This window comes from Pseudarthrobacter polychromogenes (assembly GCF_014644495.1).
Taxonomy (GTDB): Bacteria; Actinomycetota; Actinomycetes; order Actinomycetales; family Micrococcaceae; genus Arthrobacter; species Arthrobacter polychromogenes.
Genome location: NZ_BMKU01000005.1, coordinates 1 through 26,774, shown reverse-complemented (window position 1 = coordinate 26,774; position 26,774 = coordinate 1). Strand labels below are relative to the sequence as shown.

The 26,774-nt window shown below is 60.3% G+C and carries 25 protein-coding genes and 2 pseudogenes; 23 read left to right on the top strand and 4 right to left on the bottom strand.

Annotated elements, in window-relative coordinates; genetic code table 11:
• The first annotated feature begins 111 nt into the window (after nucleotides 1-111).
• The 14 genes from IEX43_RS09460 to IEX43_RS09395 all read left to right on the top strand — a co-directional run bounded on the left by IEX43_RS09460 (nucleotide 112) and on the right by IEX43_RS09395 (nucleotide 14,096).
• Nucleotides 112-429 carry a hypothetical protein gene (locus tag IEX43_RS09460; protein WP_229666390.1) on the top strand — a complete coding sequence of 106 codons (318 nt, stop codon included), beginning with the start codon at nucleotides 112-114 and terminating at the stop codon, nucleotides 427-429.
• Nucleotides 429-743: a transcriptional regulator gene (locus IEX43_RS09455; protein WP_229666389.1), complete on the top strand. Its 315-nt coding sequence runs from the start codon at nucleotides 429-431 to the stop codon at nucleotides 741-743. Before IEX43_RS09460 ends, IEX43_RS09455 begins: the two co-directional genes overlap by 1 nt.
• Nucleotides 744-959: 216 nt before the next feature.
• Nucleotides 960-2,213: a class V lanthionine synthetase subunit LxmK gene (gene lxmK / locus IEX43_RS09450; protein WP_188810495.1), complete on the top strand. Its 1,254-nt coding sequence runs from the start codon at nucleotides 960-962 to the stop codon at nucleotides 2,211-2,213.
• The gene (locus IEX43_RS09445; protein WP_188810492.1) at nucleotides 2,210-3,187 is read left to right on the top strand and encodes a T3SS effector HopA1 family protein; all 978 of its coding nucleotides are present in this window, start codon (nucleotides 2,210-2,212) and stop codon (nucleotides 3,185-3,187) included. Before lxmK ends, IEX43_RS09445 begins: the two co-directional genes overlap by 4 nt.
• Before the next feature lie 59 nt (nucleotides 3,188-3,246).
• On the top strand, nucleotides 3,247-3,414 hold the full coding sequence (locus IEX43_RS20555) for an LxmA leader domain family RiPP (protein ID WP_409372349.1): 168 nt from the start codon (nucleotides 3,247-3,249) through the stop codon (nucleotides 3,412-3,414).
• A 303-nt stretch (nucleotides 3,415-3,717) separates the two neighbouring features.
• A complete protein-coding gene (locus IEX43_RS09435; protein WP_188810488.1) occupies nucleotides 3,718-3,933 on the top strand; it encodes an LxmA leader domain family RiPP in 216 nt (71 codons plus the stop codon).
• Nucleotides 3,934-4,049: 116 nt separating this feature from the next.
• Nucleotides 4,050-5,105 carry a methyltransferase gene (locus IEX43_RS09430; protein ID WP_188810486.1) on the top strand — a complete coding sequence of 352 codons (1,056 nt, stop codon included), beginning with the start codon at nucleotides 4,050-4,052 and terminating at the stop codon, nucleotides 5,103-5,105.
• Complete coding sequence (locus IEX43_RS09425; protein WP_188810484.1) at nucleotides 5,102-6,940, top strand: ABC transporter ATP-binding protein; 1,839 nt, start codon at nucleotides 5,102-5,104, stop codon at nucleotides 6,938-6,940. The genes IEX43_RS09430 and IEX43_RS09425 overlap by 4 nt, the downstream gene beginning before the upstream one ends.
• On the top strand, nucleotides 6,937-7,893 hold the full coding sequence (locus IEX43_RS09420) for an LLM class flavin-dependent oxidoreductase (protein ID WP_188810482.1): 957 nt from the start codon (nucleotides 6,937-6,939) through the stop codon (nucleotides 7,891-7,893). The genes IEX43_RS09425 and IEX43_RS09420 overlap by 4 nt, the downstream gene beginning before the upstream one ends.
• Nucleotides 7,890-8,504, top strand: a complete 615-nt coding sequence (locus tag IEX43_RS09415) for a flavoprotein (protein ID WP_188810480.1) — start codon at nucleotides 7,890-7,892, stop codon at nucleotides 8,502-8,504. Before IEX43_RS09420 ends, IEX43_RS09415 begins: the two co-directional genes overlap by 4 nt.
• Nucleotides 8,498-9,418: a hypothetical protein gene (locus IEX43_RS09410; protein WP_188810478.1), complete on the top strand. Its 921-nt coding sequence runs from the start codon at nucleotides 8,498-8,500 to the stop codon at nucleotides 9,416-9,418. The genes IEX43_RS09415 and IEX43_RS09410 overlap by 7 nt, the downstream gene beginning before the upstream one ends.
• Nucleotides 9,419-12,013, top strand: a complete 2,595-nt coding sequence (locus IEX43_RS09405) for a M16 family metallopeptidase (protein ID WP_188810476.1) — start codon at nucleotides 9,419-9,421, stop codon at nucleotides 12,011-12,013. It begins immediately after the preceding gene.
• Between the two features lie 2 nt (nucleotides 12,014-12,015).
• Nucleotides 12,016-12,897 carry an ABC transporter ATP-binding protein gene (locus IEX43_RS09400; RefSeq protein ID WP_188810474.1) on the top strand — a complete coding sequence of 294 codons (882 nt, stop codon included), beginning with the start codon at nucleotides 12,016-12,018 and terminating at the stop codon, nucleotides 12,895-12,897.
• Nucleotides 12,897-14,096: an ABC transporter permease gene (locus IEX43_RS09395; RefSeq protein ID WP_188810472.1), complete on the top strand. Its 1,200-nt coding sequence runs from the start codon at nucleotides 12,897-12,899 to the stop codon at nucleotides 14,094-14,096. Before IEX43_RS09400 ends, IEX43_RS09395 begins: the two co-directional genes overlap by 1 nt.
• Nucleotides 14,097-14,182: 86 nt before the next feature.
• Here the strand turns inward: IEX43_RS09395 and IEX43_RS09390 are convergent, their stop codons facing one another.
• Both IEX43_RS09390 and IEX43_RS09385 read right to left on the bottom strand, forming a co-directional pair.
• Nucleotides 14,183-15,418, bottom strand: a complete 1,236-nt coding sequence (locus IEX43_RS09390; protein WP_188810470.1) for an IS110 family RNA-guided transposase — start codon at nucleotides 15,416-15,418, stop codon at nucleotides 14,183-14,185.
• A 401-nt stretch (nucleotides 15,419-15,819) separates the two neighbouring features.
• Nucleotides 15,820-16,120, bottom strand: a pseudogene (locus tag IEX43_RS09385) (transposase); the annotation flags it as partial.
• Between the two features lie 36 nt (nucleotides 16,121-16,156).
• Here IEX43_RS09385 and IEX43_RS20450 point away from each other — a divergent pair.
• Both IEX43_RS20450 and IEX43_RS09380 read left to right on the top strand, forming a co-directional pair.
• Nucleotides 16,157-16,282, top strand: coding sequence for a hypothetical protein (locus IEX43_RS20450; protein ID WP_268238369.1), 126 nt, complete (start codon nucleotides 16,157-16,159; stop codon nucleotides 16,280-16,282).
• Nucleotides 16,283-16,379: 97 nt separating this feature from the next.
• Nucleotides 16,380-16,595 (top strand): annotated as a pseudogene (locus IEX43_RS09380) (ATP-binding cassette domain-containing protein); the annotation flags it as partial.
• 45 nt (nucleotides 16,596-16,640) lie between these two features.
• Here the strand turns inward: IEX43_RS09380 and IEX43_RS09375 are convergent.
• The gene (locus IEX43_RS09375) at nucleotides 16,641-17,930 is read right to left on the bottom strand and encodes an ISL3 family transposase (RefSeq protein WP_188810468.1); all 1,290 of its coding nucleotides are present in this window, start codon (nucleotides 17,928-17,930) and stop codon (nucleotides 16,641-16,643) included.
• 25 nt (nucleotides 17,931-17,955) lie between these two features.
• On the opposite strand from IEX43_RS09375, the gene IEX43_RS09370 reads away from it, so the two are divergent.
• The 7 genes from IEX43_RS09370 to IEX43_RS09335 all read left to right on the top strand — a co-directional run bounded on the left by IEX43_RS09370 (nucleotide 17,956) and on the right by IEX43_RS09335 (nucleotide 24,919).
• The gene (locus tag IEX43_RS09370; RefSeq protein WP_188810466.1) at nucleotides 17,956-18,762 is read left to right on the top strand and encodes an ABC transporter ATP-binding protein; all 807 of its coding nucleotides are present in this window, start codon (nucleotides 17,956-17,958) and stop codon (nucleotides 18,760-18,762) included.
• Nucleotides 18,762-20,000: an ABC transporter permease gene (locus tag IEX43_RS09365; protein WP_188810464.1), complete on the top strand. Its 1,239-nt coding sequence runs from the start codon at nucleotides 18,762-18,764 to the stop codon at nucleotides 19,998-20,000. The genes IEX43_RS09370 and IEX43_RS09365 overlap by 1 nt, the downstream gene beginning before the upstream one ends.
• Before the next feature lie 583 nt (nucleotides 20,001-20,583).
• The gene (locus tag IEX43_RS09355; protein WP_188810460.1) at nucleotides 20,584-20,826 is read left to right on the top strand and encodes a hypothetical protein; all 243 of its coding nucleotides are present in this window, start codon (nucleotides 20,584-20,586) and stop codon (nucleotides 20,824-20,826) included.
• A 341-nt stretch (nucleotides 20,827-21,167) separates the two neighbouring features.
• Nucleotides 21,168-21,311 (top strand): hypothetical protein, encoded by a 144-nt coding sequence (locus IEX43_RS09350; protein ID WP_188810458.1) that lies wholly within the window; start codon nucleotides 21,168-21,170, stop codon nucleotides 21,309-21,311.
• A gap of 783 nt (nucleotides 21,312-22,094) precedes the next feature.
• Nucleotides 22,095-23,291: a glycoside hydrolase family 26 protein gene (locus tag IEX43_RS09345; protein WP_188810456.1), complete on the top strand. Its 1,197-nt coding sequence runs from the start codon at nucleotides 22,095-22,097 to the stop codon at nucleotides 23,289-23,291.
• 369 nt (nucleotides 23,292-23,660) lie between these two features.
• The gene (locus IEX43_RS09340; RefSeq protein ID WP_188810453.1) at nucleotides 23,661-24,083 is read left to right on the top strand and encodes a DUF1801 domain-containing protein; all 423 of its coding nucleotides are present in this window, start codon (nucleotides 23,661-23,663) and stop codon (nucleotides 24,081-24,083) included.
• 350 nt (nucleotides 24,084-24,433) lie between these two features.
• Nucleotides 24,434-24,919, top strand: a complete 486-nt coding sequence (locus IEX43_RS09335; RefSeq protein WP_188810451.1) for a hypothetical protein — start codon at nucleotides 24,434-24,436, stop codon at nucleotides 24,917-24,919.
• Nucleotides 24,920-25,242: 323 nt separating this feature from the next.
• Here the strand turns inward: IEX43_RS09335 and IEX43_RS09330 are convergent, their stop codons facing one another.
• Nucleotides 25,243-26,559, bottom strand: a complete 1,317-nt coding sequence (locus IEX43_RS09330; RefSeq protein WP_188810449.1) for an nSTAND1 domain-containing NTPase — start codon at nucleotides 26,557-26,559, stop codon at nucleotides 25,243-25,245.
• Between the last annotated feature and the right edge of the window lie 215 nt (nucleotides 26,560-26,774).

Below are 26,774 nucleotides of genomic sequence, written 5' to 3'. Positions count from 1 at the left end.
GCTGCGGCTGACCTGGCTTTCCTGCGCTCTGACGGGGCGAACGCAGCCTCCGCCGCAGCAGCACCCACGTGGTATCACCTCATCCAAAGTCTGTGCGTAGCGGGGTTCGTCATGGCTTTTGCACTGCCGATGAGCTGGTTCATCACAGCCATTTGCGCAACGGCCATCATCTATACGATTCTCGGCTTCCTGCGTCCCCGCTTCACGCGGGTACAGACGAGCCCGTGGGAGCGCGGCCCCTCCCGTCGCACCGGGCTGCAACTCCTGGCAATCCTTCTGGTCCTCGGAGTCGGAGGAATCGGGCTCTACACAATTTCAGGTCAGCTGTGGATCTTGTTGGTTGCTGCAGGCCTGGCGTTCGGAGCCACTTTTTATCTAAGCCAGCGGATAGAAAAAGCATTCAGCGGCTCGTTCACCGAAGGAAAATGATGGATAAGCCTGCCGCCGGCCTCTCTTTCGACGAAGTCATCCACGGCCAGGTGCGCCTCAGGATATGCAGCATCCTGCGACAATTCGGCCTCGCTGAGTTTGGTTTCCTGCGCGAGTCCCTCAATGTCACGGATTCCACACTCAGCAAGCATCTGAAAAGCTTAAACCAGGCCGGTTACGTGGCGCTGACGAAAAGAACTGTGGACACGCGTTCCAAAACTTGGGCCGCTTTGACTGATGAAGGTGAATCGGCTTTCGACTTACACATCAACTACCTTCAGGAAATAATCAACACCTCGCGCAAGCAGCCATAATAGGAACGTCCAGTGTGCGTCGGTAAGCCGACAGAGAGTTCTCCAAGAGAGCACAAAAAAAATCTTGTGTCGCAAAGGCATTTCACCCGCGCCGGGCCCTTCTAAGTACATTTCACCCTCGCACCGTAACGGGCCCTGGCGGGGTACCCGCTAACCGAAAGTTCCGCTCCTAAGTTTGCTATCCGACTCGCCATCCTCCGGTTTCTCCAAGCCAGATTGACAGAAACCGTTTCGCCTGTAGGCTCTTCTCAGGTCACGGGAGTCAGCCGAAAACGTGCTGACCTGATGACTCACGTATTGGGGGATGCGGGATTAATGAAACACGTGCTTTCCGGGCCACAAGTCCCGTTATCGGCCGCTGCAACCTTTGAACTAGCCACGCAGGCGAAGCCATTTGACCACGCCCCGGGGCTCCTCGATTTACTCGATGGGCTTGGACTAGGCCAATTTGAACCCGGATCCCTGGTGTCTCCGGTTGGCCGGAACGACAGCTGGGTCGGGACCACGACGACTGGCCGCAGGGTCTTCGCGAAACAGCTTCTCGGACCTCACGGAAGCGTGGATCAGCGCTTCCGGCGCATCGCTTCCTTTGAACGTCACCGCGAGGCCAGCGGCTTCACACACCTGCGGAGCCCACACATGCTGGGTGCGCATGCATCAAACGGACAAGTTGTTTTTGAAGGCCTCGAGGACGGCGAATCCCTCGCCGCACAGGTTATCCGGGGAAGCGGGACACCGGAGCGCTCCCGGGAAGTCGGACGGGCAATTGGAGAACTCCACAGCTCCGGGCAACACGCCGCAATCGAGTACGATACCTCAAAACCAGAGCTTCCTCAGATAGGCCATTTCAACGAATTTCCGTTGGAGCGCTATCTCAACAGCACCTGGGGTGAACTGCAGGTGGTGAAGCTTCACCAGGACGACGCAGCATTCGCCGCAGCCGTGAAAAACCTCCTCAGTGAGGAAGAAAAAACCCCAGGCGTTCCCTCCCACTGCGATCTTCGCCTGGATCAGGTGATGATCTCCGGTGACCGGGTCCACCTCCTGGACTGGGAGGAGTTCAGACTTGCTGACGCTGCCCGGGATATCGGCAGCTTCGCCGGGGAATGGGTGTATCGGGCAATCATGGACATTGTCCGGGCGGACCAGAGCGCCCCAAACATCGAAATCAGTCTGGATCACGACCTCATCATTGAACGCGGGGTAGCCAAACTTCTTGAACTGCGCCCGCACATCGTTCAGTTCTGGGCAGGCTACACGGAAAACGCCGCCCTCGGCGATCCCGCGGACACCGCCGTACGTGCCACCGGGTTTGCCGGCTGGCACCTTCATGACCGCCTGCTCGCCAGCAGCCAATTCCGTTCCACCCTGCCACCCATCGAAAGGGCGGCTGCCGGGATCGGCCGGTCGATGCTCCTGAAACCTCAAAAATTCGCCGCCGTACTGGGACTCGGCGGTGAGGAATCATGAGCGGGTCCCTGCTGGCACCGGTTCCGGACGTTAATACTTCCGCTCTCCAGGTTCTCTCTGAGGCGATCGTGGTGGACAAGTCACTGCAAGGTGCGACCATTCAAGGCGTAAGGCTGGACCTCCCGGACGAGCGCTACCTTGAGGTCTCGCTGGCGAACGCGATTTACCGACAGTTTCACGCCTGCCAAAACGACAGCGCCGGAGCCCTCAGGCCGCAACGTGTCGCGGCCCTCGAGGAAAAGTTTGCAGCGGCAATCCCCGTTCCGGAATTTGAACAGTCCGCCATTTTTCTGGGACCGGCAGAGACGGAAGGACTTCGAGAAACGCATTCGCTGGTATCCCTCGACGGAATCAAGGTGTGCCTCGAAAAGCACCTGGTGGTCTCCGACCACACCGCTCACGTGATGAACGCAAATGTCATCGTAAACCTTCCCGCAGCGCGGCCGGCCGCCTCACCGGGCTTCTTTTACATCCTCGGCGCAGCAGCTTCCCGGGCTGCCAAACCCAACAGAACAGTCCGCCTGTACGTCAACGTGACCGAACCTGACCAGGCTCCTTCGGTTTGGGGATCGGTCTTGAGCACGCTGGAAACCATTGGTCACCGCTACTCGGCAAAGGTTCTATCGGACCCGGCGGCCTACCCCCGCAATGACGCGATCGTCGCCTACATTGGTGACCCAGGAATGGAAGAGCTTCACGAGCTCGCCGCGACTATAGCCGGAACGCCCGGTGTCGGATCGGCAACGTCGGTCTTCGCCGAACGCATCGCAGAGGGAATATCAATCGCCGAGGAACCGTGCGACCGGCGGCCAACCATGCGGAACCTCAGCTTCGGGCAACACCGCTCGCTTCTCTACGCCAAAACCCTCATCTGCAGCGCCCGCGAGAACCGCAGCCTGGACGAGGAACTGCGGCGACATCTCATCGCGGCAGGGGTTGACCCGGCGCGACCGGCGATGAATTTCGCCGGATAACAGGTTTTGCCGGAATCCCGGCAAATGCCGTTTTCCTAGTCACGAAGGGGGGTGAATTGATGGAAACAAAAGAGCTGATGAGCCTTGTATCGGGTTATTCGACGTACGCCGCTGCGGATGAGTTGTCTTTCACTGCAGAGTCGGCAGAACCGGCCAGCACTCCGATCTGCGGCTTCCTGGCAAGCTTCGCATTCTCGTACATCACGACCGGCGGTCCGGGCCGGTAGGCCTTGATCAGCGCCAAAACGATCCGTTCGCAGATCGACTGTCTATTTATGAATGGGGGTGAATAAATGGAAACAAAAGAGCTCATGAGCCTAGTCTCGGGCTATTCAACATATGCTGCAGCCGAAGAAATCTCCTTCACTGCAGAATCGGATCTGCCAGCCAGTTCTCCGCTATGCGGGTTCCTCGCGAGCTTCGCATTTTCGTACTTTACCAGCACCGGCGGACCGCCCAAGCGATAGTTGGGCGATCCAAAATCAGCAGCAAAACTCATCTTTGACTAACACTTCGAGAAAGAGCGACACATGAACGCGCAGTCCCAGGCAACAGGCAATCTCATGGAACTCGTATCCGGGTACAAGCAGTACGCGGCGGCAGACGAGCTCGAATTCACGGCGGACTCAGATGCGCCCGCAGCGACCCCGACACTGGCCCTGTGGTCAATCGCCACCAGCAAGCTTTTCGTATCGGGTGCTGTCAGCGGCGCCGGCGCGGGCGCGAGCTGGAGGCTCGGCTGCTAAGGCAGTCCTAGGTCAGCTCTAAGAAATTAGCGATCAGGCGGGGTGGGTCAGGCAGCTGATCCGCCCCGTCCGACCTACACATCCACTCGCCACCGTTCAGCCAGAAAGCAACGCCCGTGACAAACACTCTCGAAGACAACGCTACTTCCGACCCCAGCGCCATGCTCCAGTTGCTCGATCTCGCCAGCATCCTCAAGCCCATGGCGCTCAGGGTCGCGGCAACATTGAACATCGCTGACCTCCTCGCCAACGGACCCATGACCATTGCGGAGTTGGCCGAGGCAACAGACACGAGTGAACCGCACCTTAGGAAACTGATGTCCTACCTGGCCGAACTCGAAATCTTCACGGAAGACGGGCAGGAGCGGTTTGAAAACACGAGCCTGTCCGAACCGCTGCTCACCACTTCAGCATTCTCGATCCGCAGGATCCTGGACGTCAACGGCGGCGTCGGCCGCTCCCAGCTGGGCCTGGTCGGGCTCCTACACACCGTCACCACCGGCGAAACGTGCCATTCGTCCGTGTTCGGATCCCGATACTGGGACGAACTCAACAATGACCCGAAGTACCTGGAGTCGCTCAGAAGCGACGGCAACCGGCAACCGGTCTACGGTGCCGAAGAAATTATCCACGGCTATGACTGGACGGACGTCCGCACTGTCATTGATATCGGCGGGAACAACGGGATGGTTTTGATCAACCTTCTGCAATCGCAGGGGCACCTGTCCGGGGCAACGCTGGACTTGCCCAACCTTGCCTCGATAGCCAACGATGAAATCACGGCTGCGGGACTTACCGAACGTGCCGAATCAATTTCGGGCAGCTTCTTCGAACCTCTGCCCAAAGGCTACGACGTTTATCTTCTCTCAGGCATCCTGAACGACTGGACCGATGCAGAGGCCACCCAGATCCTCACCAACGTCGCCGCGGCCGCCGGGCCCTCCGCCCGGATCCTGCTGGGTGAGATCAACCTGCGCTACGAGATGATGAGCCCCAATGTCGCTGAACTGGACCTGTATATGAGTACCCTGGTGCCGGCACCGGTGCGTACAGTGGACGACATTGCCCGCATCGCAGCACCTGCGCAGCTGAAGGCTGACCTCGTCAAGGACGATCACCCGTTCCGTACCCTCATTGAACTCACGCCGGTCGCTGCCGGTCAAACCTCATGACATCCAGCCACGCCTCGCCCGCCTCAGTGGAAGGCAGCGACCCGGCCAAGGTCAGCATCGTGCGCGAGTTCATAAACCACGGCCGCCTCAACATGGTCCTCATCGGCCTGCTCGGTCTCGGCTCCGTGACTGGCACACTGGCATTTCCCTACCTCGTCGGCAAACTCATCGAAGCGATCCAGGCAGGGGCTCCTCTGCTCCTGCCGTCACTGTGGATGGTTCTGGCTGGACTCGGAGGGGCGGTCGCCGGGGCCATCGCCACGTTCCTTGTCGGCCGGACTGGAGAACGTATCGTCGGACGGCTGCGTGGCCGAGTAATGGCCCACTCGTTGGGGATGAGGGTTCGGGACATTAAGGAAGAAGGCGTCGGCAACCTCGCCGCCCGGCTCAGTGCAGATTCCTTCCAAATAAAGGCTGCTATCGACATCGGCCCGCTGCAGCTGCCGACCAGCGCGCTGATCCTCGTGGGCACACTGACGATCATGGGCATCCTGGACTGGGTTCTCCTGCTCATCACCCTTGCCTGCTTCGCCGCAGCATTCGTGGTGATCGGCTTCCTGATGGTTTCGCTCCGGAAAAAATACAAGGAACTGCAGGACCAGATCGGCATCCTGTCGGACAACTTCGTCAGCCAGATGCAGGCCGTGGCAGCAATCAAGGCTTACAGGGCCGAAAGCCTGGTTCTGCGCCGACTCACTGCCCGCGCCGACGCGCTGGCCGACCTTGGCGTCTCAGCGTCCCGGGTTGAATCGATGCTCGTCCCGGCCGTCACCCTTGGACAGCAGATTGCACTGGTAGGCGTCCTCGTCGGAGGCGGAACACGCGTCATCTCCGGTGACCTCGACCTGCCCACGTATATCGCCTTCCTGCTGTACCTGCTTCAAATGGTGGGACCCGTGGTCATGGCCGTTTCCGGGCTGACCACGATCCAGGGCGGAATGATTGCCCGCGGGCGTTTCGAGAACGTCTTCGCGCTACCCACCGAGAAGGCGTTTAAGCCGGAACCGGATGCCGGCGGACCTGAAGCGCCGCAGCAGGACGCTCTCCGCGTAAGGCAGGAAGAGAAAGCCTGCGCCGTGAGCTTCAGCGGCGTCTCATTCGGATATGGCGACGGAGCCCCCGTGCTGCAGGATGTGAACTTTGATGTCCCCACGCGCGGCCTGACCGCCCTGGTCGGGCTATCCGGCTCAGGGAAAACCACGATCCTTGACCTCATCGAACGTTTCGCACTGGACCACTCGGGAGCCATCACCTTCTTTGGGCACCCGATAGAAGACCTCTCATTGAGCAAGGTCCGGCAGAACACCGCCTACGTCGACCAATCATTCACACTGGTGCACGGCACCGTGCGCGAGAACCTGAATCTGGGCCGCGAAAGCGAAGTCCCCGAACGTCGCCTCGCCGAGGTACTCCAGATGGTCGGACTCGATGAGACCATCGCTGCGCTCGGGGACGGTCTGGACACCGAAATAGGTGGCAGCACCGACCTCTCAGGCGGCCAAAGGCAACGCCTCGCACTGGCACGGGCGATCCTTTCCGACGCTCCTCTGGTTCTGCTGGATGAACCCAGCTCACAGCTGGACGGGGTCAACGAAGAGAAACTGCGTCTATGCGTCCGCGAAATGGCCCGCGACCGTGCCGTCCTCATGGTGGCCCACCGCATCTCCACCGTCCAACACGCATCCAAGATCATCGTCCTTGACCGCGGCCAGGTCGCCGCGGAGGGCACCCACGAAGAGCTCCTGCACCAGAGCCCGGCCTACACCCTGCTCGTGACCGAACAGACGCTAAACAGGAAGTCCGAGACCGACGAAGGACAATTGGTGCCACTGTGAAACTGTCCGTCCTGCTGCCGGTCATGCCCCTGGATGTGCGGGCAGCAATGCCCTTCGCGGCGATGGTCAAACACAGCAACGCCCATTCGCTCTGGCAGGGCCAAGGACTCCTGCTTGACTCGTATCAGCTCTTCACTGCACTAAGCGCGGCCGGCGTCGGCGTGCCCATGGGCTCAGGGGTAGCACTTATACCACTACGGAACCCGCTCGAGGCCGCTGTCCAAATTAACAGTCTCATGGCTCTGAGCAAACAGCCCATGGTCGCCGGGTTTGGTCCCGGAGCCAAGACGTTCCAAACCAGCGTCATGGGCCGTCCGTATGCGAGTCCCCTGACTGCCATGCGCGAATATCTGAACATCGTGAGGGAGTTGCTCACCGGTCAAGCGGTAAGCCGGGAAGGCCAGTACTTCACCCTGCAAGCCCAGCTACCCCCGATTCACACCCAAATCGCGGAGCTGGGCCTGGGAGTGCTGCGGCCAAAAATGGCAGCCCTCGCCGGCGAGGTGGCAGATGTGGCCATCACGTGGATGTGCCCGCCCTCCTACATTGCGGAGGTTCTGCGCCCCGGTCTTCAGGCTGCCGCCGAGTCCGCCGGCAGACCTGCTCCGCGGATCGTCGCGATCGTCCCGGTTGCCCGCGAAACTCCTGGCAGGGACCACAAAAAGATTCTGTGGACCGGGAGCCAAGTTCATCTGGGAGCACCGCACTATCAAGACATGCTGGCCCGCGCCGGCATCGATGTCCGAACCGGTTCCCCGGAGACATCCACGGCCCAGTTGCTGGCGGGGGAAGTCTTCCTGGGCGGTTCCCTGGACCGCATCGGCGAAGGACTCCAGTCATATCGGGCCGCCGGAGTCGATGAAGTCGTACTTAACACCACCGGCATCGCATCTGTCAGCGCGGATGAAGCGCTGGAAGAATTGGCCACCGTACTAACAGAGGTCACCCCTTGACAGAGCAAGAAACCCTCCCGGACGCCAGCGTGGAAAAGCTTGCCCACCTGCTGATAGTTGTGACGGGATCCCCCTCTGCCGCCGACACTCCCACACACCTGTACGTGCTGCGGCAGCTCTATCCGGATATGGAAGTCCAGGTCGTCATGACCAAGTCCGCACAACGATTCGTCACCTCATCAGCCCTGGCGCACCGCACGGGAAAGCCCGTGCACCGTGATGAATGGGGAGAGGCTGACGAAGCCCTGCACGTCGAGGTTGAGCGCTGGGCAGACGCGATCGCAGTATTTCCGGCAACACTGGATTATCTTTCGCGGGTTGCCGGCGGCAGGGGAGACAGCCCGTCAGTGCTGGCGATTCAATGCACCGCCAAACCTGTGGTTTTTGTTCCCGCTCTTCCACCGGGGGGCAGTGAAAGCCGCGCATACAGGAACCATTGGGAGGCCTTGTCGGCCGAGGCGAACATGGCCATCGTTCCGCCACGTGCTGCCCTTAGCGTCACCTCAGGGGAAATTTATCAAGGTGCGCCCGGTGAAATCGCCGATGTCGTAAAGCTGATAGAAGCCCTACGGAACCAAAAGAGGCTGATCGAAACGGCAAGCAGATGTTGAACCAGAAGATAAGGGAAACCGGGTCCAGCCGGGAAATTGCGGTAAACGATATCGCGTCATCTTTCATTGTCGAGGCCATCAACGGCTACGAGATCCGCCAGCGGTACACCCGGGGAAACAAGACTCAAGCCCATGGTCGGAGCCGGTTTGCTCAGGAACTGCAGGACACCGGGCGCAGCGAAACCGAAGGGCGTGCCTATCTGGTCCCCGGCAGGTTCTTCGGCGAAGAGTGGATCTTCAACGTCCGGGGTGAGGAAACGCTGGTTGATCGCGTGCTGGTTGCCGACCAGCACGTACCCTGGCCATCGCTTTCTCACGACCTTGGCAGGTGCCTCGCCGCGCTGCACGACCACAGCACAGAACATGGACTGCCCACACCAGTCGGCCCGGACGCCTATCTGCGGCTTGATGCATGGTTCAAAGGACTTTCCCGGGACTTTTACGGAGCTCATTTCAACCCGGTGGTTCGAGAATCCATCGGGGATCCGGTGTGGTCAACCCTGTCGGCATGGTGCCAAGCCCTAGTCAGGGCAACCGAAACCACGACATGTCACGGCCAGTTTGGCATGGGAACCTTCAGCGTCCTTGAAAACAATCCGGTCCTGGAGGTACTGACAGGTCCCGCGCTCTGTATCGCGCACCCAAGCTCTGACATCGGTTACTACATCGGGGAGCTTTTGGAAATGAGCCGAACCGACAGAATCAGCCCGGAAGACTTCCAACAGGCCCTGCAGTCCTTTGAAGCCGGCTACGGCCGTGCCCTCATGCCCGAAGACTTTCGTGCCGGCATTCTGCGCATCCTGATGCATCAGCACGACTACGTGGCGTACGCCGCCCATATGGCCGACCCCGAAGTGCATGAAAACCTCCGGTTTGTCCGGTACCTCGTCGAATCAGGAATGGGATCACGCTAAGTGCCAACAAGAACATTTATCAGCTCCACAGAACTCCACACCTTCGAACTAGGCAACGGACTGCGGGTGGTCGCCGACTACACCGACGAGGTCGCCAGGACGGCAGTAGCCCTCCATTACGGCGTAGGATTCCGCTCGGAGCCGGAGTCCAAGGAGGGATTTGCCCACCTTTTCGAACACCTGATGTTTCAGGGCAGTCAAAGGGTACCCAAGGGAATGTTCTATGCCCAGGTCAAAGCCACCGCAGGATACGTCAACGGAACCACCCACCAGGATTACACGGACTACCAACACCTCATCGCCCCATGGGATCTGGAACGGACACTGTACTTCGAAGCAGACCGCATGAGGGCCCCCCAATTCACCAGGGGCACCCTTCAGGAACAGCTGGAACTGGTCCAGCAGGAAATCTACTACAACACAGCAGTAGAGCCCTACGCCGGCTTCCCCTGGCCCAAGGCACCGAACTTGCTCTTTGACGACTATCCCAATGCCCATGACGGTTACGGCGACATGAACAGGCTGAGGTCCATCTCCCTTGATGAGTGCGCCGAATTCTTCCACGACTGGTACACCCCCGAAAACGCTGTTCTCACCATCACCGGGCGGCACAGCAAGGATGAGGTCAAGCACCTTGCTGATCGGTTCTTTGGGCCAATACCCGCCCGGCCAGCCAGGATCAATCCGCCGCTCGACCAATCGGAGCTCACCGCCAGCAGGACCGCTACCTTTTCTGACCCGAACGTGACCCGGCCGGGAGTATCCATCAGCTACCGGATACCGGGACCTGACAGAGACCCCACCTCGTACCTGAGCCTGAATGCACTGGCAAAACTACTCAGCATGCAATCGCTCGGGGCCACGGCACTGGTTGATATCGACGCGCAAACCGGCTACTTCGGAGCCTTCGATGCAGTAACCCCGGAGGTCTTCAACGTCGTGCTCACCGTCGGGAAGCAGTCCAGCTGTGACGCTGCAATAGAAACTTTCGACCGCGCCCTGATGTCCTTCCAGGACCCTGCAGTCGTGGAGCAACACTTGAAACCAGCACTGGGAACCCTGAGACGTCAATACATACTCACCGGCACCGATCTGCTGGACCGGTGCCGATTCATTGGCAAATCCCAGCTCCTGTTTGGCAACCCCAACCTCATCTCATCATTGCCACAAAGCGTCGCGGCATTAACCGCTACTGACGTTGCAGGAGCGGCACGGGCCCTGGTGAGAAAGCACAGGGCCATCGTCCAGATCCTTCCCAGAAACGGGACTGTGATCCAGACCGCATCCGGGGACCTTCAAAAGACACTCGGCGCCATCACCATCCCAGACGGACGAGACTCCCAGGCCCAGGCCTTGGGCTGGGCGCCAACCCAGGGGTTGCCCTCCTACTCAAAGATGAAGGAGCCCGAGTCCACGGGCCTTACTGAATCCTTATCCTTCAAAACCTCGATCGTGCGGGGAATCCCGGTGGCGCACTGCAGGGAGAACCGAAGCCCGCTCGTCGAACTCCGCCTACGATTCACAACGCAGGGCATTGGCTGGGAAGACCCATGGGGCGTCCGTAGAGTCGTGGACGGCATCCGCGGCAGCATCCTCAGCCGCTACCCCAAGATAGCGGAAACCTTGGATCTGGAAATTACAGCAGACGGCGAAATAATTGAGTTCGCGGGGCGAGCCGAAACGGGCGGGCTTCGCCTCTGGTTCAGCACCGTCGGAGAATGCATTTCGCGGGACTGGCCGTCACTGACGCCCAGTCCACAAAGCCCCGCCCAGTCACTCAGCATGCTCTCAGACATCATTGCGAGGAAGCTCCTCATTGACGCGGCTGGCTGGGTCGGGACAAACCCCAAGAGCCAGGCAGCACCTGCCGAACCGCCAACCAGCCACAGCATCTTCAGCACGGCCGCGGCCAGCCTGGTCGTGATCGGGAACCTCGACGCAGATGTCCTCGAGGAAGCCTTGTCGGCCATGAGGCTGCCGGCAGGGGATGGGGCCAAAGATCAGGCGATGATCCGGCCGCAACGGTCAAACCTCTACCATACAGTTCCGATCGACGGCACTACCACCGTCGTTTCAAGCTACTTCATCGAACCTGATGCGACACACATCTCCGAGGCGGCCCGGTATATCACCGCCGCTCTCTACGGGGGGTCCTCCCTTTCCCGTCTGCACAGAAACCCCCGCCTGGAAACAGTTACTGCACGGACAGGGGGGATCGTCAGCCGACGAACACTCGCCGGTCAACCCGTTTCCGCTACACGGATCGTCGCCAGCAACTCCACCATCACCTCGGCAGCCAAAGAAATGAAAAGGGAGGAGAAGTCCTTCAAGGCATATCCCCCCGCACAGGCGGAAATCCTCCAAGCCATCAAATACTGCGAAAACGAACTCCGGAACGTCTCGGACAGCCCGCGGACCAAAGCGGACTACTTCGCCAGACTCATGAGCCGGGGCGTGGCCCTGAACCGCTACCACCACATCGGAGCAGAACTCCGGCAGGTCACACCCGACCTCGTCTCCACTACGTTCGCCCACCTCTTCTCCGGCGAACGCATCACCGTCATCGTCGGCGACCCTACCAAGCTGGAAGGCTAAAAGTGCTGGAATATCACGGCGTCTCACGTCACTACGGGCCACGACAAGTGCTGAACAATGTGTCTTTCTCGGTCAAACCGGGATGCCTGACAGGATTCGTTGGGGCCAACGGAGCAGGAAAGACAACAACAATGCGGATCGGGATGGGCCTGCTCGCAGCAGATGCTGGCCACGTCAGCTGGGACGGCGCCCCCATCACCCGCGCCACCCAGCAGATGTTCGGATACATGCCAGAAGAACGCGGGCTGTACCCCAAACAAGCCATCGGCGATCAGCTTCGATTCTTCGGCGAAATACACGGGCTTTCGTCGAAAGAGGCAACACGCCGCGCTGACCGCTTCCTGGAATCTTTCGGCCTGGCAGGCAGAAAAGACGAGCTCCTCGAATCCCTTTCCCTGGGGAACCAGCAGCGGGTGCAGATCATCACGGCCCTCATCCATGGGCCGACCTGCCTCATCCTGGATGAACCATTCTCGGGGCTTGACCCGCTCGCGGTCGACTTCATGAGCACAATGCTTCGGGAAAAAGCCCGCGAGGGCGTGCCGGTGCTCTTCTCAAGCCATCAGCTCGAGCTCGTCGAGCGGCTCTGTGACGAGCTCGTCATGCTGGTGGACGGGTCTGTCCGGGTCAACAACAACACCACCGTAGAACCGGACCGCGAAAATGCTACCTATCGATTGGAGATGGAGGGGGACATGTCCTGGCTGGAAGCAAACCCAGGAATCAGCATCACCCGGCAGGAACCAGGGCGCGTGGAATTCAGAATCCTTATACCCGGCAGTGAACAAATGGTACTATCCCAGGCCGTCGACCGCGGCGAGGTGACAGCCTTTTCCCGGGTTCAAACCTCTCTGTCCGAACTATTCCTGGCCACAAACAAGTGATGGGGGCGCAGCGTCCGGCGTGGATAGTAGTTCTACGCCGTGAAATGGGGATGAAGGTACGGGAAAAAACGTTCCGGATCGGCATCGCATCCACACTCATACTCGTAGTCCTCGGCATAGCGGCCCTCTCGTTTTTCTCGAACAGAACCGAAAGCCACACCATCGCAGTAGTCGATGACGCAGGTTCGGCTGTCGTGAATCAAACCGCCGAGCTTTTCCAGACCATCAAGCCCGACTCGCCTGACAAAGCATCAGCCGTACACGTGGGTACTGAGGAAGAGGCCCTCGCAAAAGTTGCCGACGAGTCAGTGGACGCAGCACTGATCCCCGCCCCTGACAGCACAGGCGCAAAGGGCTGGAAAATCGTCGCTGACGCCTCCATAAACCCTGCACTCGAACAAGCCGTCGGTGCCGTTGTACAGCAACAGGCCACTTCCTCAAACGCAGCTCGACTGAATATCAACCTTGCAGAACTCAGTCGAGGAGCAGCGCTGCAGCGGGAACTGCTCAGCCAAGAACAAGACGACGATGGGTCCTTGTTCGTATTGAAGTTCGTCTTCAGTTTCATGTTCGTATCGGCGCTCATGACCTACGGACTTGCGATAGCTCAAAGCGTTGTCGAAGAAAAAGAGAGCCGGGTCGTAGAAATCCTCGCCGCAGCAACATCTGTGAAGTACCTGCTCGTCGGCAAAATCGGTGCAAACTTCATTCTGGGTTTCTTACAGGTCACCATACTCACCGCCATCGCCCTCACTGGCTTGAAATTCGTAGACGTCATTCCCGACCTTGGCCGGGTCGTCGCGGCCAGCGGCTGGTTCATCTTCTTCTTTGTCCTGGGCTTTTTTGCAGTCTCCTGCATCTGGTCCGCTCTGGGATCCATGGCCACCCGGTCCGAGGATCTCGCATCCTCCGCAATACCCATGCAAATCCTTCTGTTTGGCGCCTACTTCCTGAGTTTCACCGCACCCGAAGGAATCCTGAAAATTGCCTCATTCGTGCCGATTCTCTCGTCCATCGCAATGCCAACCCGCATCCTGGACGGGGGAGTGGAATGGTGGGAACCATGGGCAGCCGCGAGCGGCGTGGTGCTGGTTGGGATCCTGGCCATACGACTGAGCACGAACATCTATCTACGCACGCTCATGCGAACCAACAAACGAACCTCACTCAAGGAGGCCCTCCGATACGATCATGCATAAGGCGCTAGGACAGCGGCCTCGAACGGATTCCGTAGCGATATGACTGCTACCCCCTAACGTGAAAATGAAGTCTGTTTGCTTTGCTTTTAGGCTGCTGGCCGGGGTTCGAGGGTGACGGTATAGCCGAGGGCTTCCAGTTGGTGGATGGCGCGGATCTGTGTTTGAGCGGGCCGTTGGCGGATGAAGTAGTCCGGTCCGGGATCGGTGTAGATTTCGCCGTTGGTGAGCATGTGCCAGATGGTCGTGAGCATCGAGTGTTGGATGGCGACAAGTGCTTTCATCGGACCGCGCCGTGATTTGATGCGCCGGTATTTCGCCCCGAGGTACGTGCTTTGGGAGCGGGAGACCGATAGTGCGGCGGTGCCTAGGGCACGTTTGAGGTAACGGTTGCCGGGTCTTGTGCCGGTGGGTTTGGCCTTTCCAGCGGATTCGTTGGCCCCGGGGGCGGTGCCGGCCCAGGAGACCAGGTGCCCGGAGGTGGCGAAAACGGCCATGTCGGCTCCTGTTTCGGCGATGATGACCTCGGCGATCCGGTTGCTGATGCCTGGGATGCCCGAGAGCAGTTCCCGGGCCGGAGCGAAAGGCGTTATGAGGGCTTCCAGTCTGGCTTCGACGCGTTCCAGGTCTGCGGTTTGGGCATCGATTCGGTCCAGAAAGAGCTTAGCCATGAAGGCGTGGTGGTCGTTAAATCGTCCGGTGAGTGCCTCGATTAGTTGGGGGATCTTGGTGCGCATCCTTGCCTTGGCCAGTGAGGCGAGCGTTTCCGGATCGTCTTCACCGCGGATCAGCGCCTCCAGCATGGCCCGGCCGGAAGCCCCGGTGATGTCGGTTGCGACTGAGGAGAGTTTGATGCCTGAGCCCTCCAGCATCTTCTCCAACCGCTGGATCTCCCGGGATCGTTCATCAGTGATCGCTGTTCGGGCACGGGTCAGATCACGGATCCGGCGGATATCGGCTGGCGGAACGAAACAGCTTCTTACCAGTCCGTGGGCGCCGAGTTGGGCCAGCCAGGCGGCATCAGAGACGTCGGTCTTGCGTCCTGGCAGGTTTCTGGCATCGCGGGCATTGACCAGTTGCACGTTGAGCCCGGCTTCTTCAAGGATGAAGTAGAACTGGCGCCAATAGTCGCCGGTGGCTTCGATCACGATCAGGCCGACCCGTTCTGTGAGGAGGTATTGGGCCAGTTCGTGCACCTGGTTGGTCATCGAGGTCCACGTCGTGGTCGTTTGTGTGATCTTCCCGCCGGTAGCGACACGCACGCAGGCTTTCGCGTCGCGCTTGGAGACATCAAGACCGGCGCATCGTTCGTAGAGGACATCCATGATTCGGCCTTCCTGCCGCGATCGGATCGTTCGAACGTGTTCCGGACGAGAGGGCATGAAAGGCAGAAATCTAACGTTCGTGCTCAAAGGCAACAGTCCACGGTCCCCGCGGACAAGGGCCCTCCGCCACCAAGCTAATACGCGGGCTCGCAGGCACCATAGGAAAACCAGGGACGCATCCGGAACACGCTCCCAGTATCGGCCCGGCAGCATACGCCCGAAAGGGTCAAGCACTGCAGAAAGGTGAGGAACGCACCATTTTCCCCTTCCATGGAGGGACGCGGCAGCGGGTCTGGGGAGCTAATACGAAAGTAGAGTTCGTCAGGCTGCGGTGGCCGGGGTGATGGTGACATTGAAGTTGAGGTTGTTGAGCTTTTTGATGGCGTTGTTTTTGGCTTTGATCGGGCCCATGCGGTTGAAGTGGTCGGCGCCGGGATCGGCGTAGCATTCGCCGTCGGCGAGCATGTGCCAAACGGCCGTAAGGATGGAGTGTTCTAGGGCCACGGTGGCTTTCATGGGTCCGCGGCGGGCGGCGATGCGCCAGTATTTTGCGGCCAGGTAGGTGTTCTTGCTTCGGGAAGCGGACAGGGCTGCGATGCCCAGGGCGCCTTTGAGGTATTTGTTGCCGGGCAGGATGTGGGCTGACTTGATCCGTCCGGCGGATTCGTTGGCGCCGGGGCAGACGCCTGTCCAGGAAGCGAGCCCCGGACCGCGGAGAGCCGGTCGACCATCTTCTCAGTGAAAACGGACGACCCCGAGACCATCCTGGCAAAATTCAAGCGGTCGAACGTGATCGCTTCCGTGCGCTCGGGCAGGATCGGTCTCGCAGTTCATTTCAACAATCTGGAGGAGAAACTCAGCTAGGTTGCCGAAATTGTGGTCCGTCCTTAACCGCAACCCACCCAGCCCCTACGCAAGCCTAGAGGCAACGACCCTCCCGGGCGACAGATAAGCTGGCAGCATGACGTTGGGGGACGCGGCGGAGCCGCTTGTGCACATTCAAGACTTCAGGATGGATTTCGGGGACACGACGGTTATCAAGGACCTGTCCTTCGATGTCCGGGCCGGGGAGACCTTCGGGTTCCTGGGCAGTAACGGATCCGGGAAGACCACCACCTTGCGGGCGCTGCTGGGCATCTACCAGCCCACCGCCGGGACGCTGCATATCGGCGGGAAAGCGGCTCTTCACGTTTCGTGGGGAAATGGATCCCTGGAATGAGCGTCATGCCGCCGTCCGGACGGCACTTCTCAAGAGAATAACTGATTTGTAGTTGGCGGCGTTGCGGTATCCGCGGGCAGTTCGTTTGATGTTCTTGATGGCGGTGTTGTTGGCCTCGACCTTGCCTGTCGTGGCGCCGGTGATGATGAGTACCTCGATCTCTTTCCACCATCTGCAGACCGTGCGGTAGAGCCTGTTGGTTTCCGGCCGCGCGGCAGCCTTGACCAGTTCCTCGAGTTCTTTCTTGGCCGCTGCGGCGTCCTCCAGCGAGCCGGTGCGGAGCAGGATCCGGAGTTGTTCCTTTACTTTCCAGACGGCCTGGAGGGTGCCGGTTGGATCATCGAGGGCGAACACTTCCTGGAGTCGGAAGGCGGCCCGGCAGCTGAGTGCGTCACCGCCGCGCAGCAGGAGCATGCGGTGCGCCCAGGCCTTGTCGATGGCTCGGCCGCGGCGGCCCTTGACCTGTTGGGAGAGGTTCTGCCGGGTCTCGGTCATGGCCTGGTTGGCCAGCGAGATCAGGTGGAAGTGATCGACAGCGACCGCGGTGCGGGGAAGCCACATCCGTAACGCTTTACGGAACGCCGCCGAAGGATCGATCGCGACGACCTGCACGGCCAGCCGCCACTCCAGCGGCCGGGCGAACAGCCAGTCTCCGACGCCTTTGTGGTCGCGGCCGTCGACCACGCCCAGGACCTGTCCGGTGTCCAGGTCAACGATGGTTGTCATCCACGGCTCGAAGCGTGTCCACGCCTTTGTTGACGGGTCCTGGAAGTAGCGCACGGACCGGAACCGGTGCTCATCAATGCCCAGCATCCGCGGGCTGAGCTTGTCCACGTCGGGCAGCTGCAGCAGGCAGGCCTCGGTCACCGCCGCCCGGACCATCCACCAGGACACGGCGAACCCGGCGGCGGTCTCCGACACGGCCCGGCCGGAGCGGATGACCGCGTCCACGAGCTGGTCCCGCAGCCTGGCCGTGGAGCGGGCACGGCGCGGCACCTGCGGCGTGGATTCAAAGAACGAGAGCCGGTCGCACGCTGACTCTTCGCAGTACCAGCGGTACTTGGACCAGAGCACGTCCACCGGCCCGGCGACGGGAATATCGCGGAGTCGTTGAAGACGGCGTTCCTTCCTGCGGGACGCAATGACACCGCAGCTCGGGCAGCCCGGAAGCTGGTCGGTTTCGATGATCACCTGCCGCCGGCCGGCAATAACAGCGGTGGAAATGACGTGGTAGCCGGGCAGGTTGAAAAGAATGGTGGCAGCGTCAGCTGCGACCCCGGTAGGCTCGATCAAGGCTCGTGGTCCTGTTCCAGGTTGAATGCTTAGACACACTCATCCCAGCAGGGCCACGGGCCCTCTTGTCTTCAACGACACGAACTCATTTCCCCAGCAACCACGAAGAGCCGGGAAAGCCTTCGAGCCCCGGGACGGTGCCCGGCTCGGGTATCTGCCGGAGGAGCGCGGCCTGTACAAGAAGGAAGCCGTCCTGGACGTGATGGTCTACTTCGGCCGGCTCAAAGGCCTAGCCAAGGCCGGGGCGAAGGCGTGGTCCCTGGACTACCTGGAGCGGGTCGGCCTGGCCGACAAAGCGACGGTCCGGTTGGATAAGCTCTCCGGCGGCCAGCAGCAGAAAGTCCAGCTGGGCGTGACCATCATGAACGACCCCGAGCTGCTCATCCTGGACGAACCGACCAAGGGCTTCGACCCGGTAAACCGGCGCCTGCTGATGGACATCATCGAGGAGCAGAAGCTGGCCGGCGCCACCGTCATCATGGTCACCCACCAGATGGAGGAAGTGGAACGGCTCTGCGACCGGGTCATCCTGCTCAAGGACGGCACCGCCCGCGCCTACGGGACCGTCTCGGACGTGCAGGAGCAGTTCGGCGGCACCGTCTACCGGGTCAGCTACGAAGGCATCCTGCCCGCCTCGTCAATGTACGACGTCGTCACCGACACCGGCGGCCGAGCCGAACTCGCTCCCAGGGCCGGGGCCACCGAGGCCGGGGTCTTGCGCGAGCTGGTTGAGGCCGGTGTCGCGGTGCGGTCCTTCACCACCGCACGGGTCTCCCTCGAGGAAATCTTCATCCAGGTATACGGCGAACAGCAGACGGCAGAGGTCCAGTAATGGCATTTTCACAGCACAACCTGGGCACCGTCATCGGGTTCGAGTTCATGCGCACCATCAAAAAGAAGGGCTTCGCGATCGCGACTCTGTCGATCCCGATCCTCATGGTGGTCCTCTTCGTCCTGATCTACGCGTCCAACTCCAGCACCGAGGCCAGCGCTGACGCCCAGAAAAACTCCGAGCTGTCCTTCTCGTACACGGATGCCTCCGGCATCATCCCGCCGGGCATGGCCCAGGCCGCCGGGGGCAAAACAGCCTCCGACCCCGAGACCGCCCTGGCCGCAGTCAAGGACGGCAGCTCCGAGGCGTACTTCGCCTACCCGGCAGACCCCTCAGCGGAGCCGGTGAAGGTCTACGGCACGGATGTGGGCATGTTTGAGAATGGCAAGTATGAGGCCGTGGCCAAGCAGCTGCTCAACGCCGCCGCCCAGACCCAGGTCGACAACCCGCAGCTGACCGCGGCCCTGGCCGGGACGGTGAACTTCGAATCCGAGACGTACCGGGACGGCAAACTGTCCGGCGGCGTCGGCTCCGTCATCCCGCCAATGCTGTTCCTGGTGCTGTTCTACGTCGCCATGATCCTGCTCTCCAACCAGATGCTGAACTCCACCCTGGAGGAGAAGGAGAACCGGGTCACCGAGATGATCCTGACGACCCTGAACCCGACCACGCTGATCACCGGGAAGGTTATCTCCCTGTTCGCCGTCGGGCTCGTCCAGATGCTCGTATTCCTGACCCCGATCGCCGCCGGCTACCTGTTCTTCCGCGACTCCCTGGCCCTGCCGGACATGGACCTGTCGACCCTGGTCTTCGAGCCAATGCCGCTCATCATCGGGGCCCTGCTGCTGCTGGGAGGGTTCACCCTCTTCACCGGGGTCCTCGTCGCCATCGGAGCGATCATGCCCACCGCCAAAGAGGCCGGGACCATCTTCGGCCCGCTCATGGCCGCAATGTTCATCCCCTTCTACACCTTCAGCCTGATCATCTCGGACCCGAAATCCCTGATCGTGCAGGTCTTCACATACTTCCCGCTGACCGCACCTGTCACTGCGATGCTCCGCAACGGCTTCGGGACACTCTCAGGCGTCGAGGCCACCATTGTGATCGCCGAGCTGTTCATCGTCGGGGCCCTCATCCTCCGCCTCGCCGTCCACCTCTTCCGGTACGGGTCCATCGAATACGGCAAGAAGCTCTCCATCGCCGGGACCTTCCGCCGCAAAGAACTCGCCTCCAGATGAGCCGGGGATGACCAGCCGGCAGCGGGTCGTCCTCGATGCCTCCTCGTTCATCAATGGCTGGCTGATTACCACCACGCTCTGGGTGGGCGTCCTGCTCGTGGTGGCCCTTTTCGTTTAAGGAGTGCCACTGTGCGGGCCGGGGAAGACGCCGGGCACCTCTGGGGTGCCGGGCTCTCCCTGTCCTTCTACGGGTACCGAATAGCCTTGGTGTTCGCGGCGCCCCTGGGTTGGGTGCTGGCCTGGCTGCTCCGCCCGATCCGGCAGCAACGGATCCACATCGCGGCATTCCTCGTGGTGCCAAACCTGGCCTTCTGGGCGGTGGCCGGGCTGGTCGGATTCGGTTGGGACCCCCGGGTGGCTGGGACTATGGGCGACCGTCAGCGGCCTCGGCGGTCGGGCGCTGGTCCATCAGTAAAGACGCGATCGTATTCAAGGCAGAAGACCTGCGTCCATGAAGCGCTGTGAGGTCCCGGGGACCGCTTCGAACCCACCAGGGGAAGGGCGTCTATTGGGGCCCATCCCCTGAGGAGTACCCGCAGAGCTAGGATCGAAATAACGGGGGAGTCCCCGGTTTGGGGGGATTATGAAGTTGATCATTCTGGCAATTGCGGCCTGGATCCTTACTGGCCTGATTGCGGTTTTGGGAGTTACCGCCGGCGCCACCATCTGGTTCGACGTGGAACCGGTAGTCGATTCCGTACCCGATCCGGCAAGCTACTTTGTTGCTGTCGCGGTCGGGTTCCTGGCTTTGTTCCTGAGCTTTATGACCAGCATCGCCTTTACTGTCCGTGCGGCTCACTGCACCGCCAGACGAAACGCCCACTGAGCGGCGTCGTCACCGCTTCGCAAACAGCTGGAAATGTGTGGCCTTTGGCTCCCTGCCCGGGATCAGGAGGGTGTCCGTGCTGTCCGGGGTGTTTTAGCCAGGCATTGGATTTGGAATTCTCGTGGGCGAAGATCTCGACAGCGAGAGAGTCCCAGCGAAACAGCGCTGGTCCGGGCGGCCGGACGCTGCGCCGTAATGTAGAAAGGTCCGGGCCAGGCGAGGGCGCTGGTAGGCGGCCCATCTGGGTCAGGATTCGCCAAGGTCACTCCGGTTTCGTTCGGAACGCGCTTCCTGCATATGGTCGGAGAGGCAGCATATGGGATTTGCAGTAGCCTCGGTCCATGGACATTAAAATTCAAGATGGCTCGACTTACACACTCATTAAGCGAGCCAAAGTGGCAGCCGGGCAACAGGCGTACCGCTGGGTGGGCGACAACGGCCAGGAAATTGAGTTGACCGAAGAAGAAGCTGCTGAACTCCTGTAGGTTTCCCCGAAGCGGTGCTCACACCAACTAGCGAGGCAATGAAGCGTCCCGGAGGAGGGCCGTCCCTGACGGGGGTCGGCTACTGCAGGGGCCTGTTGGGAACGTCGGCGTCCCACCACGTAAGGTCTGCTCCTTCATCCAAACGCAGCGCCTCGCATGGCAGGGTCCAGGACCAGAGCCGATATGAGCTCCTGGCTGCCGGCGACCACCGTGGAGTCGAAGTCTATTTCCGACACCATGACCCACCTTCTGTCTGCCGGCCACAGAATGCTTGGTGACTGCGGGAACTGCGGGGAATGGTGCCAACGCACATAATTGACCCATCCGGGGTCTAGATAAAACTGTGGTGCAGCACTGAAGAGGTAGTAGGCGCGCCCCGACAAGTGGAGTGTTTCTCCGTTGACCGCCTCTATCGGCAGAGGCCGGAACCCGGATAGTCCATGACAATTGTCCGTGTGAGTGGGTTTGGGTGTGGGCGGCTGCGGAACATTTGTCACCGGACTCGGAATGGAGTCCATATTATTCGGACCACACACAAGGCCTGCCCGGTTTGCCTGACGGACCCTCCCAGGTATCCGTCAGCCCCAAGCAGTGACTACCCCAGATCACGCTTACGAAAACCTATTTGACAGTATTGTCACACCCTGGGGTGCTGTTCTCGCGCATTAGGGTTGAGGGAGAACGCGCACGTCAGAGAGGTTAGACACGTTGGTTAAGGAAAGTCCGCGGGGGAGCGGCAGTAACAGCCGTAAGGATTTTCGCCAAAGGTTAAGGGACTTCGCGTTGCCCGTAGCCATCGGCCTGGGCGCCGCAGGATTGGGCGGGATCAGCATCGCCAACGGGCTCGAGGCCAAGGAACGTGAACAGCAGCAGGGGCCTAACACGGCCCCGGCCCTGTCGCAGTGTGTGGTGCTGGACCGGGCGTCCCTTGTTCCGCCGGAGGGGGCCCTGTTCGGGGTGAACCTGGATCTGGCGGCGAAGCCGCTGTCCGCGTACGCGAGCGATCTTGGGCATAAACCGGCCGTGAGTGTCTCGTTTACGGGGTTCCCTTACACGGGCGAGGAACGGGCGGACTTGCTGCGGGCGGTGGAGCAGATCCGCGCTGACGGGCAGATGATGCTGCTGACACTGGAGCCGATGAACGGCCTCGAGGCGGTAACGCCGGAAGCGGCTGCGGCTCTTGCCAGGGACCTTGCCGAATTCAATGATGACGGCGTCCCGGTGATCGTCAGGTTCGCCCACGAAATGAATGGCTCCTGGTATCCGTGGTCCCAACAGCCCTCCCGTTACATCGACGCGTTCCGGACAATGGCCGCAGCCGTTCATTCCCTGGCTCCCGGTTCAGCGATGATGTGGGCGCCGAACTACGGTGGCGGCTACCCATTTGCCGGCGGCCAGTACGAAGCCAAGCCCGGCACCGCCGACTTCACGGCCCTGGACACAGACACTGACGGCACATTGAGCATGAACGACGACGCCTACGCCCCGTACTACCCGGGCGATCAGGCCGTGGACTGGGTGGGGATGTCCCTCTATCACTGGGGAGCAGACTACCCGTGGGGCGAAAACGAGCTCCCGGAACCGGGAAAGTTTGTTGACCAGCTCACAGGCAGCTACACCGGCGCGAACGGCGACGACAGCCTGCTTCCCGACTTTTACCAGGTCTACGGCGAAGCGCACGGCAAACCCGTGGCCGTACCCGAGACAGCTGCGCTCTTCGCCCCGGGCGCCGGCGGGGAAGGGGAACTGGCCATTAAGCTGGCCTGGTGGGGACAGCTCTTCGAACCCGCCACCACCAGACGGTTTCCGCAACTGAAAATGATCAACTGGTTCGAATGGGACAAAGAAGAAGTGGAGGTCAAAGGCAGGGTGGATTGGACGGTCACAAACACCCCGGCAGTCCGGGCCGCTTTTACCGCGGGTCTGCCCGACTGGCTGCGCTACGGTCCCGACACCTCCTGCCAACCCCCCGGCCCCTGACCCGGGACAAACAAGGACTGTAGTGCCCTAATCCGGGCTGAACGTCTTCGTCGATCACGTGGCTCTCATCCTGCAGGAGCGAGGAGTCTTCCGGCAGGTATATTCGGGACGCAGACTCCGGGAGCACGTTCGATAGGCCGAACTCACGGACTCATACAGCCCCGTGCGGCATCAGGTCTATAGCTGCAGCAAAGCGGAACCTCAGCAGGAGCGAGAAGTCGACAGGGACAGCCCTCCGCGGGCAGACCCGACCAACCCCACCCGCCAGGGTAAGCACCGCCGACACCACAGGTATCCCACGCCAGGCTTCCTCCGAAGCCACCCATGGGTATTACTCTGGCCATATTCAGTCGTTAAGCGAGGAGATATATGGCAGCGAAGCCGCCCGCAATGTCACCGTCTGGCCAGCCGGTTGAGGAAATACTTCAACGGGCCACAGGTCTCCGGCGGGCCGAGGCAGAAGAACTGCTCGCACTCCTGGGCGAGATCAGCGGCGAGCCGCCGGTGGTGTGGGCCGGCCGGATCATCGGCTTTGGCGAGTATGAGTACCGCTACGAGAGCGGGCACGGCGGCCGCGCACCGCTGCTCGCGTTCGCTCCGGGACCGGCAAAGCATACTGTCTACCTAACCAACGACTTTGCCGAACGCTGGCCCGATCTAATGGAACGGCTTGGCAAGCACCGCTCCAGCAAAGCCTGCCTCTACCTCCCGCGGCTGGCCGTGGTGGACCGCGACGTGCTGCGCGAGCTGCTGGAACGCTCACTCGCAGAGACGCCGTCGGGGGCGCCCTGAGCACCGTCAAAAAGACACCGGTTTTAGCCCAGCCTACGGAGACCCGCAACCCTTTTCGGATCACTCCCTCACATGTTTTCTATAAACCGATAACGGATATTCCGTCAAGCTGAGGTCGCGTGCACTATTGCACATCGACGGAAGGCAGGGGAGCGGCGCACTCCAGCTTTGCGTGGCACAGGTACTGGTAGCCAGTCTCCCTGCTGATGCTGTAATCACGGGCGAGGACGGCTTTCGGGACACCGCCTTCTCGGCGGATAACGCAACAGGGGAGTGCGCCACACACGATGGATCATCTAGCACTTACCTTCGGTCGAGTAGCATTCCCAGCAACGGCGAAAGGGGTATCAGTGCGCGACGATCACGAGCACAGTCAAGACATCTTCATCACTGACGGGTCAGAGGAAAGCAAAGAAGCTTGGATCATCGAGGAACACGAGCAACTCTTCGGGCAGCATAACGGGAGCATATGCGTCCACGAGACCGCGGAGTTCACGCTTGCGTTGGGCGCGCATCACTCAGGTTCCCTGACGTTCCGGCCCGGCAGCGTGGGTCGGATTTTAGGGAAACATTCTGGTTCACTACATGTAGCACCCACTGCACGAGTAGAAGTTTTGGGAGATCAAAGCGGTTCGGTTCATATAGAGTCCGGGGCGCTTCTGCAGGTTGAGCCGGGCGGGAAACTCGCCGGATCGCTCTACGTGGCGGGACAGATCGAGAATCGAGGTGTCCGCGGCGGAACCGTTCACCTTGCTGGCGGCAATATCCATGATCTCGATAGCGGCGCGATCAAGGAGCCGACGCTTCGGAATGGAATGTCCTTCTACGAATGGTGAAGTCACAAGAAGGGCTTCCGTACGGATCGCGGCGGAAAAGGCCTAGTTCGAAGACCTTCTCTGGGTATAACGGATCTTGCATCAAGCAATGCGAGGGTTGCATCCCCTATCGTGAACTACGAAAGACCGCGCGAAGGCCTTCAGCCGTCTACGGTGCTGCAGTTGTCGCGAAGATGCTCAATTCGCACCCTCGCGCTTAAGATCAAAGGCGACAAAGAGTTGATCACGAACTTCGGATCAAGACGGGCGGCGGGGGACTGCCCCTTTTGCATGGACGCGAAGATCTACGGGGCGGCGCGTATAAGTTGCCGCGATGGCGGAACCTACGCTGCCCCCTCGTTCCAAACGCTGAAAGCATCCCGCACGCTTTCGTCGACTCCGGTATAGATGGATGGGCGCATGCGGACGTAGGCCTTGAACATCTCATTGCGGAACCTCACCAGGCCTCGCTTCTGAATTCCTGGCACGAATAAGACATCCCCGAACTCCGACTTGCAGAGCTGTCCGCGATGGGTGGAGCCGCTGCCGACGCCTAAGTGATGCTTAAGGACTTTGTACACTTCGCCAGTTGGTATGTCCGGGTCTGTCCAGTGAGCGAAAGATCTAAGCGTTTTCTCTCTAGCCAAAGAATCACGAACTGCAGATTGGTACATATCCGAGAACTGTTGTGCCAACCTGCTGTCCACGATCCCCTGAATGGCATTGTCCACGTGACTGCGCTGGATGGTGCTGTAGCCATGCCGGTCGGCTTCGATCACACATTGCTGTCCCAGAACGTGCACAAACCAGGGAAAGCCAGCTGCGACCTGGATCAATTTTCCAATGGCAGCGGGAGAAAACTTGATGTCGAAGTTCGCTCCCTGGAGGTAATTCTGAGCCTTTATGACGATCTGTGCCAGCTCCTTAACGCTCATGAGCGGGACGCGAACCGGCTGTAATCTTCGTTCGAGGGATTGGTGGTCAGATAGCAGATCGGAGACATTGCTTGCAATACCGACTAGAACGAACTTCAAGTTCTCGCCAGATGCCGCCTTCAAAAAGCTGGCCAGTCCGGCGGTGCTCTCCATGCGGTCTAATTCATCGATGACAAACAAAACCGGCTGACCGTAGGTCAGCGTCAACAGCTCGCAAAGCTGAACTAGCTTCTCCTCGAGATTCAAATCTTGATAACTCAGCCTTTGGCTTTCAACGGCGTACTTCTTGGTGCTTTCCAGCTCGACGAATTTCAGGGTCAGCTTCTTGCGGGTGACCCGGTCGATGAGTTGGCTGGCATCACCTGAACCGACTGACTCTACGGATTCGGCTGCATTAACTAAGGCCTGCAGAAGGTCTTGAAATGACTTTGTTGCGTCTGTGCATGTGACGTAAAAAGTTAGGTAGTGCGCATCCGCAGGTAAGGCTAGACGTTCCGCGTTGAGCTGGTGTAGGAGCTCAGGGTTTCCCATGGCAATGAGACGGATTTGAAGGGCCAAACTTGATTTCCCGAGACCCCGGTCTCCATAGATGAGTGGAGTGGAGCCTCTCAGGTGCAGTGAATCGGCCAATTCACGGACCTGTTGGTTTCGACCGGCGAAACGCTCGGGATCGTCTAACTCAGTAGCCGGAAGGAACGCGTTCAGCATGACAGCGCGGTTGTTCATGTGCTTTACCCCAATTATTCTGCCGACTCCCAAGTAATGTACCTCTCACGAGAGGTAATGCCGCCCCAAGTCGGCAGCTATCGCTGAGGGCATAAATCTTGTAAGCGGTGAGCGGCTGAAGCTGCATCGGACTGGAGTTTCCGTCTAGGGTGTGTCTCCTTATTGGCGTAGCCAGATGACGACGGCGTACAGGACGACGCCGGCTCGATAGGTCA

What these genes read in the sequence shown, in the direction of transcription:
- IEX43_RS09460 (WP_229666390.1), top strand. Translation starts at nt 112, where the DNA reads ATGGCTTTTGCACTGCCGATGAGCTGGTTCATCACAGCCATTTGCGCA.
- IEX43_RS09455 (WP_229666389.1), top strand. Translation starts at nt 429, where the DNA reads ATGGATAAGCCTGCCGCCGGCCTCTCTTTCGACGAAGTCATCCACGGC.
- IEX43_RS09445 (WP_188810492.1), top strand. Translation starts at nt 2,210, where the DNA reads ATGAGCGGGTCCCTGCTGGCACCGGTTCCGGACGTTAATACTTCCGCT.
- IEX43_RS20555 (WP_409372349.1), top strand. Translation starts at nt 3,247, where the DNA reads ATGGAAACAAAAGAGCTGATGAGCCTTGTATCGGGTTATTCGACGTAC.
- IEX43_RS09435 (WP_188810488.1), top strand. Translation starts at nt 3,718, where the DNA reads ATGAACGCGCAGTCCCAGGCAACAGGCAATCTCATGGAACTCGTATCC.
- IEX43_RS09425 (WP_188810484.1), top strand. Translation starts at nt 5,102, where the DNA reads ATGACATCCAGCCACGCCTCGCCCGCCTCAGTGGAAGGCAGCGACCCG.
- IEX43_RS09410 (WP_188810478.1), top strand. Translation starts at nt 8,498, where the DNA reads ATGTTGAACCAGAAGATAAGGGAAACCGGGTCCAGCCGGGAAATTGCG.
- IEX43_RS09395 (WP_188810472.1), top strand. Translation starts at nt 12,897, where the DNA reads ATGGGGGCGCAGCGTCCGGCGTGGATAGTAGTTCTACGCCGTGAAATG.
- IEX43_RS09390 (WP_188810470.1), bottom strand. Translation starts at nt 15,418, where the DNA reads ATGGATGTCCTCTACGAACGATGCGCCGGTCTTGATGTCTCCAAGCGC.
- IEX43_RS09370 (WP_188810466.1), top strand. Translation starts at nt 17,956, where the DNA reads ATGCTTAGACACACTCATCCCAGCAGGGCCACGGGCCCTCTTGTCTTC.
- IEX43_RS09365 (WP_188810464.1), top strand. Translation starts at nt 18,762, where the DNA reads ATGGCATTTTCACAGCACAACCTGGGCACCGTCATCGGGTTCGAGTTC.
- IEX43_RS09355 (WP_188810460.1), top strand. Translation starts at nt 20,584, where the DNA reads ATGAAGTTGATCATTCTGGCAATTGCGGCCTGGATCCTTACTGGCCTG.
- IEX43_RS09350 (WP_188810458.1), top strand. Translation starts at nt 21,168, where the DNA reads ATGGACATTAAAATTCAAGATGGCTCGACTTACACACTCATTAAGCGA.
- IEX43_RS09340 (WP_188810453.1), top strand. Translation starts at nt 23,661, where the DNA reads ATGGCAGCGAAGCCGCCCGCAATGTCACCGTCTGGCCAGCCGGTTGAG.
- IEX43_RS09330 (WP_188810449.1), bottom strand. Translation starts at nt 26,559, where the DNA reads ATGAACAACCGCGCTGTCATGCTGAACGCGTTCCTTCCGGCTACTGAG.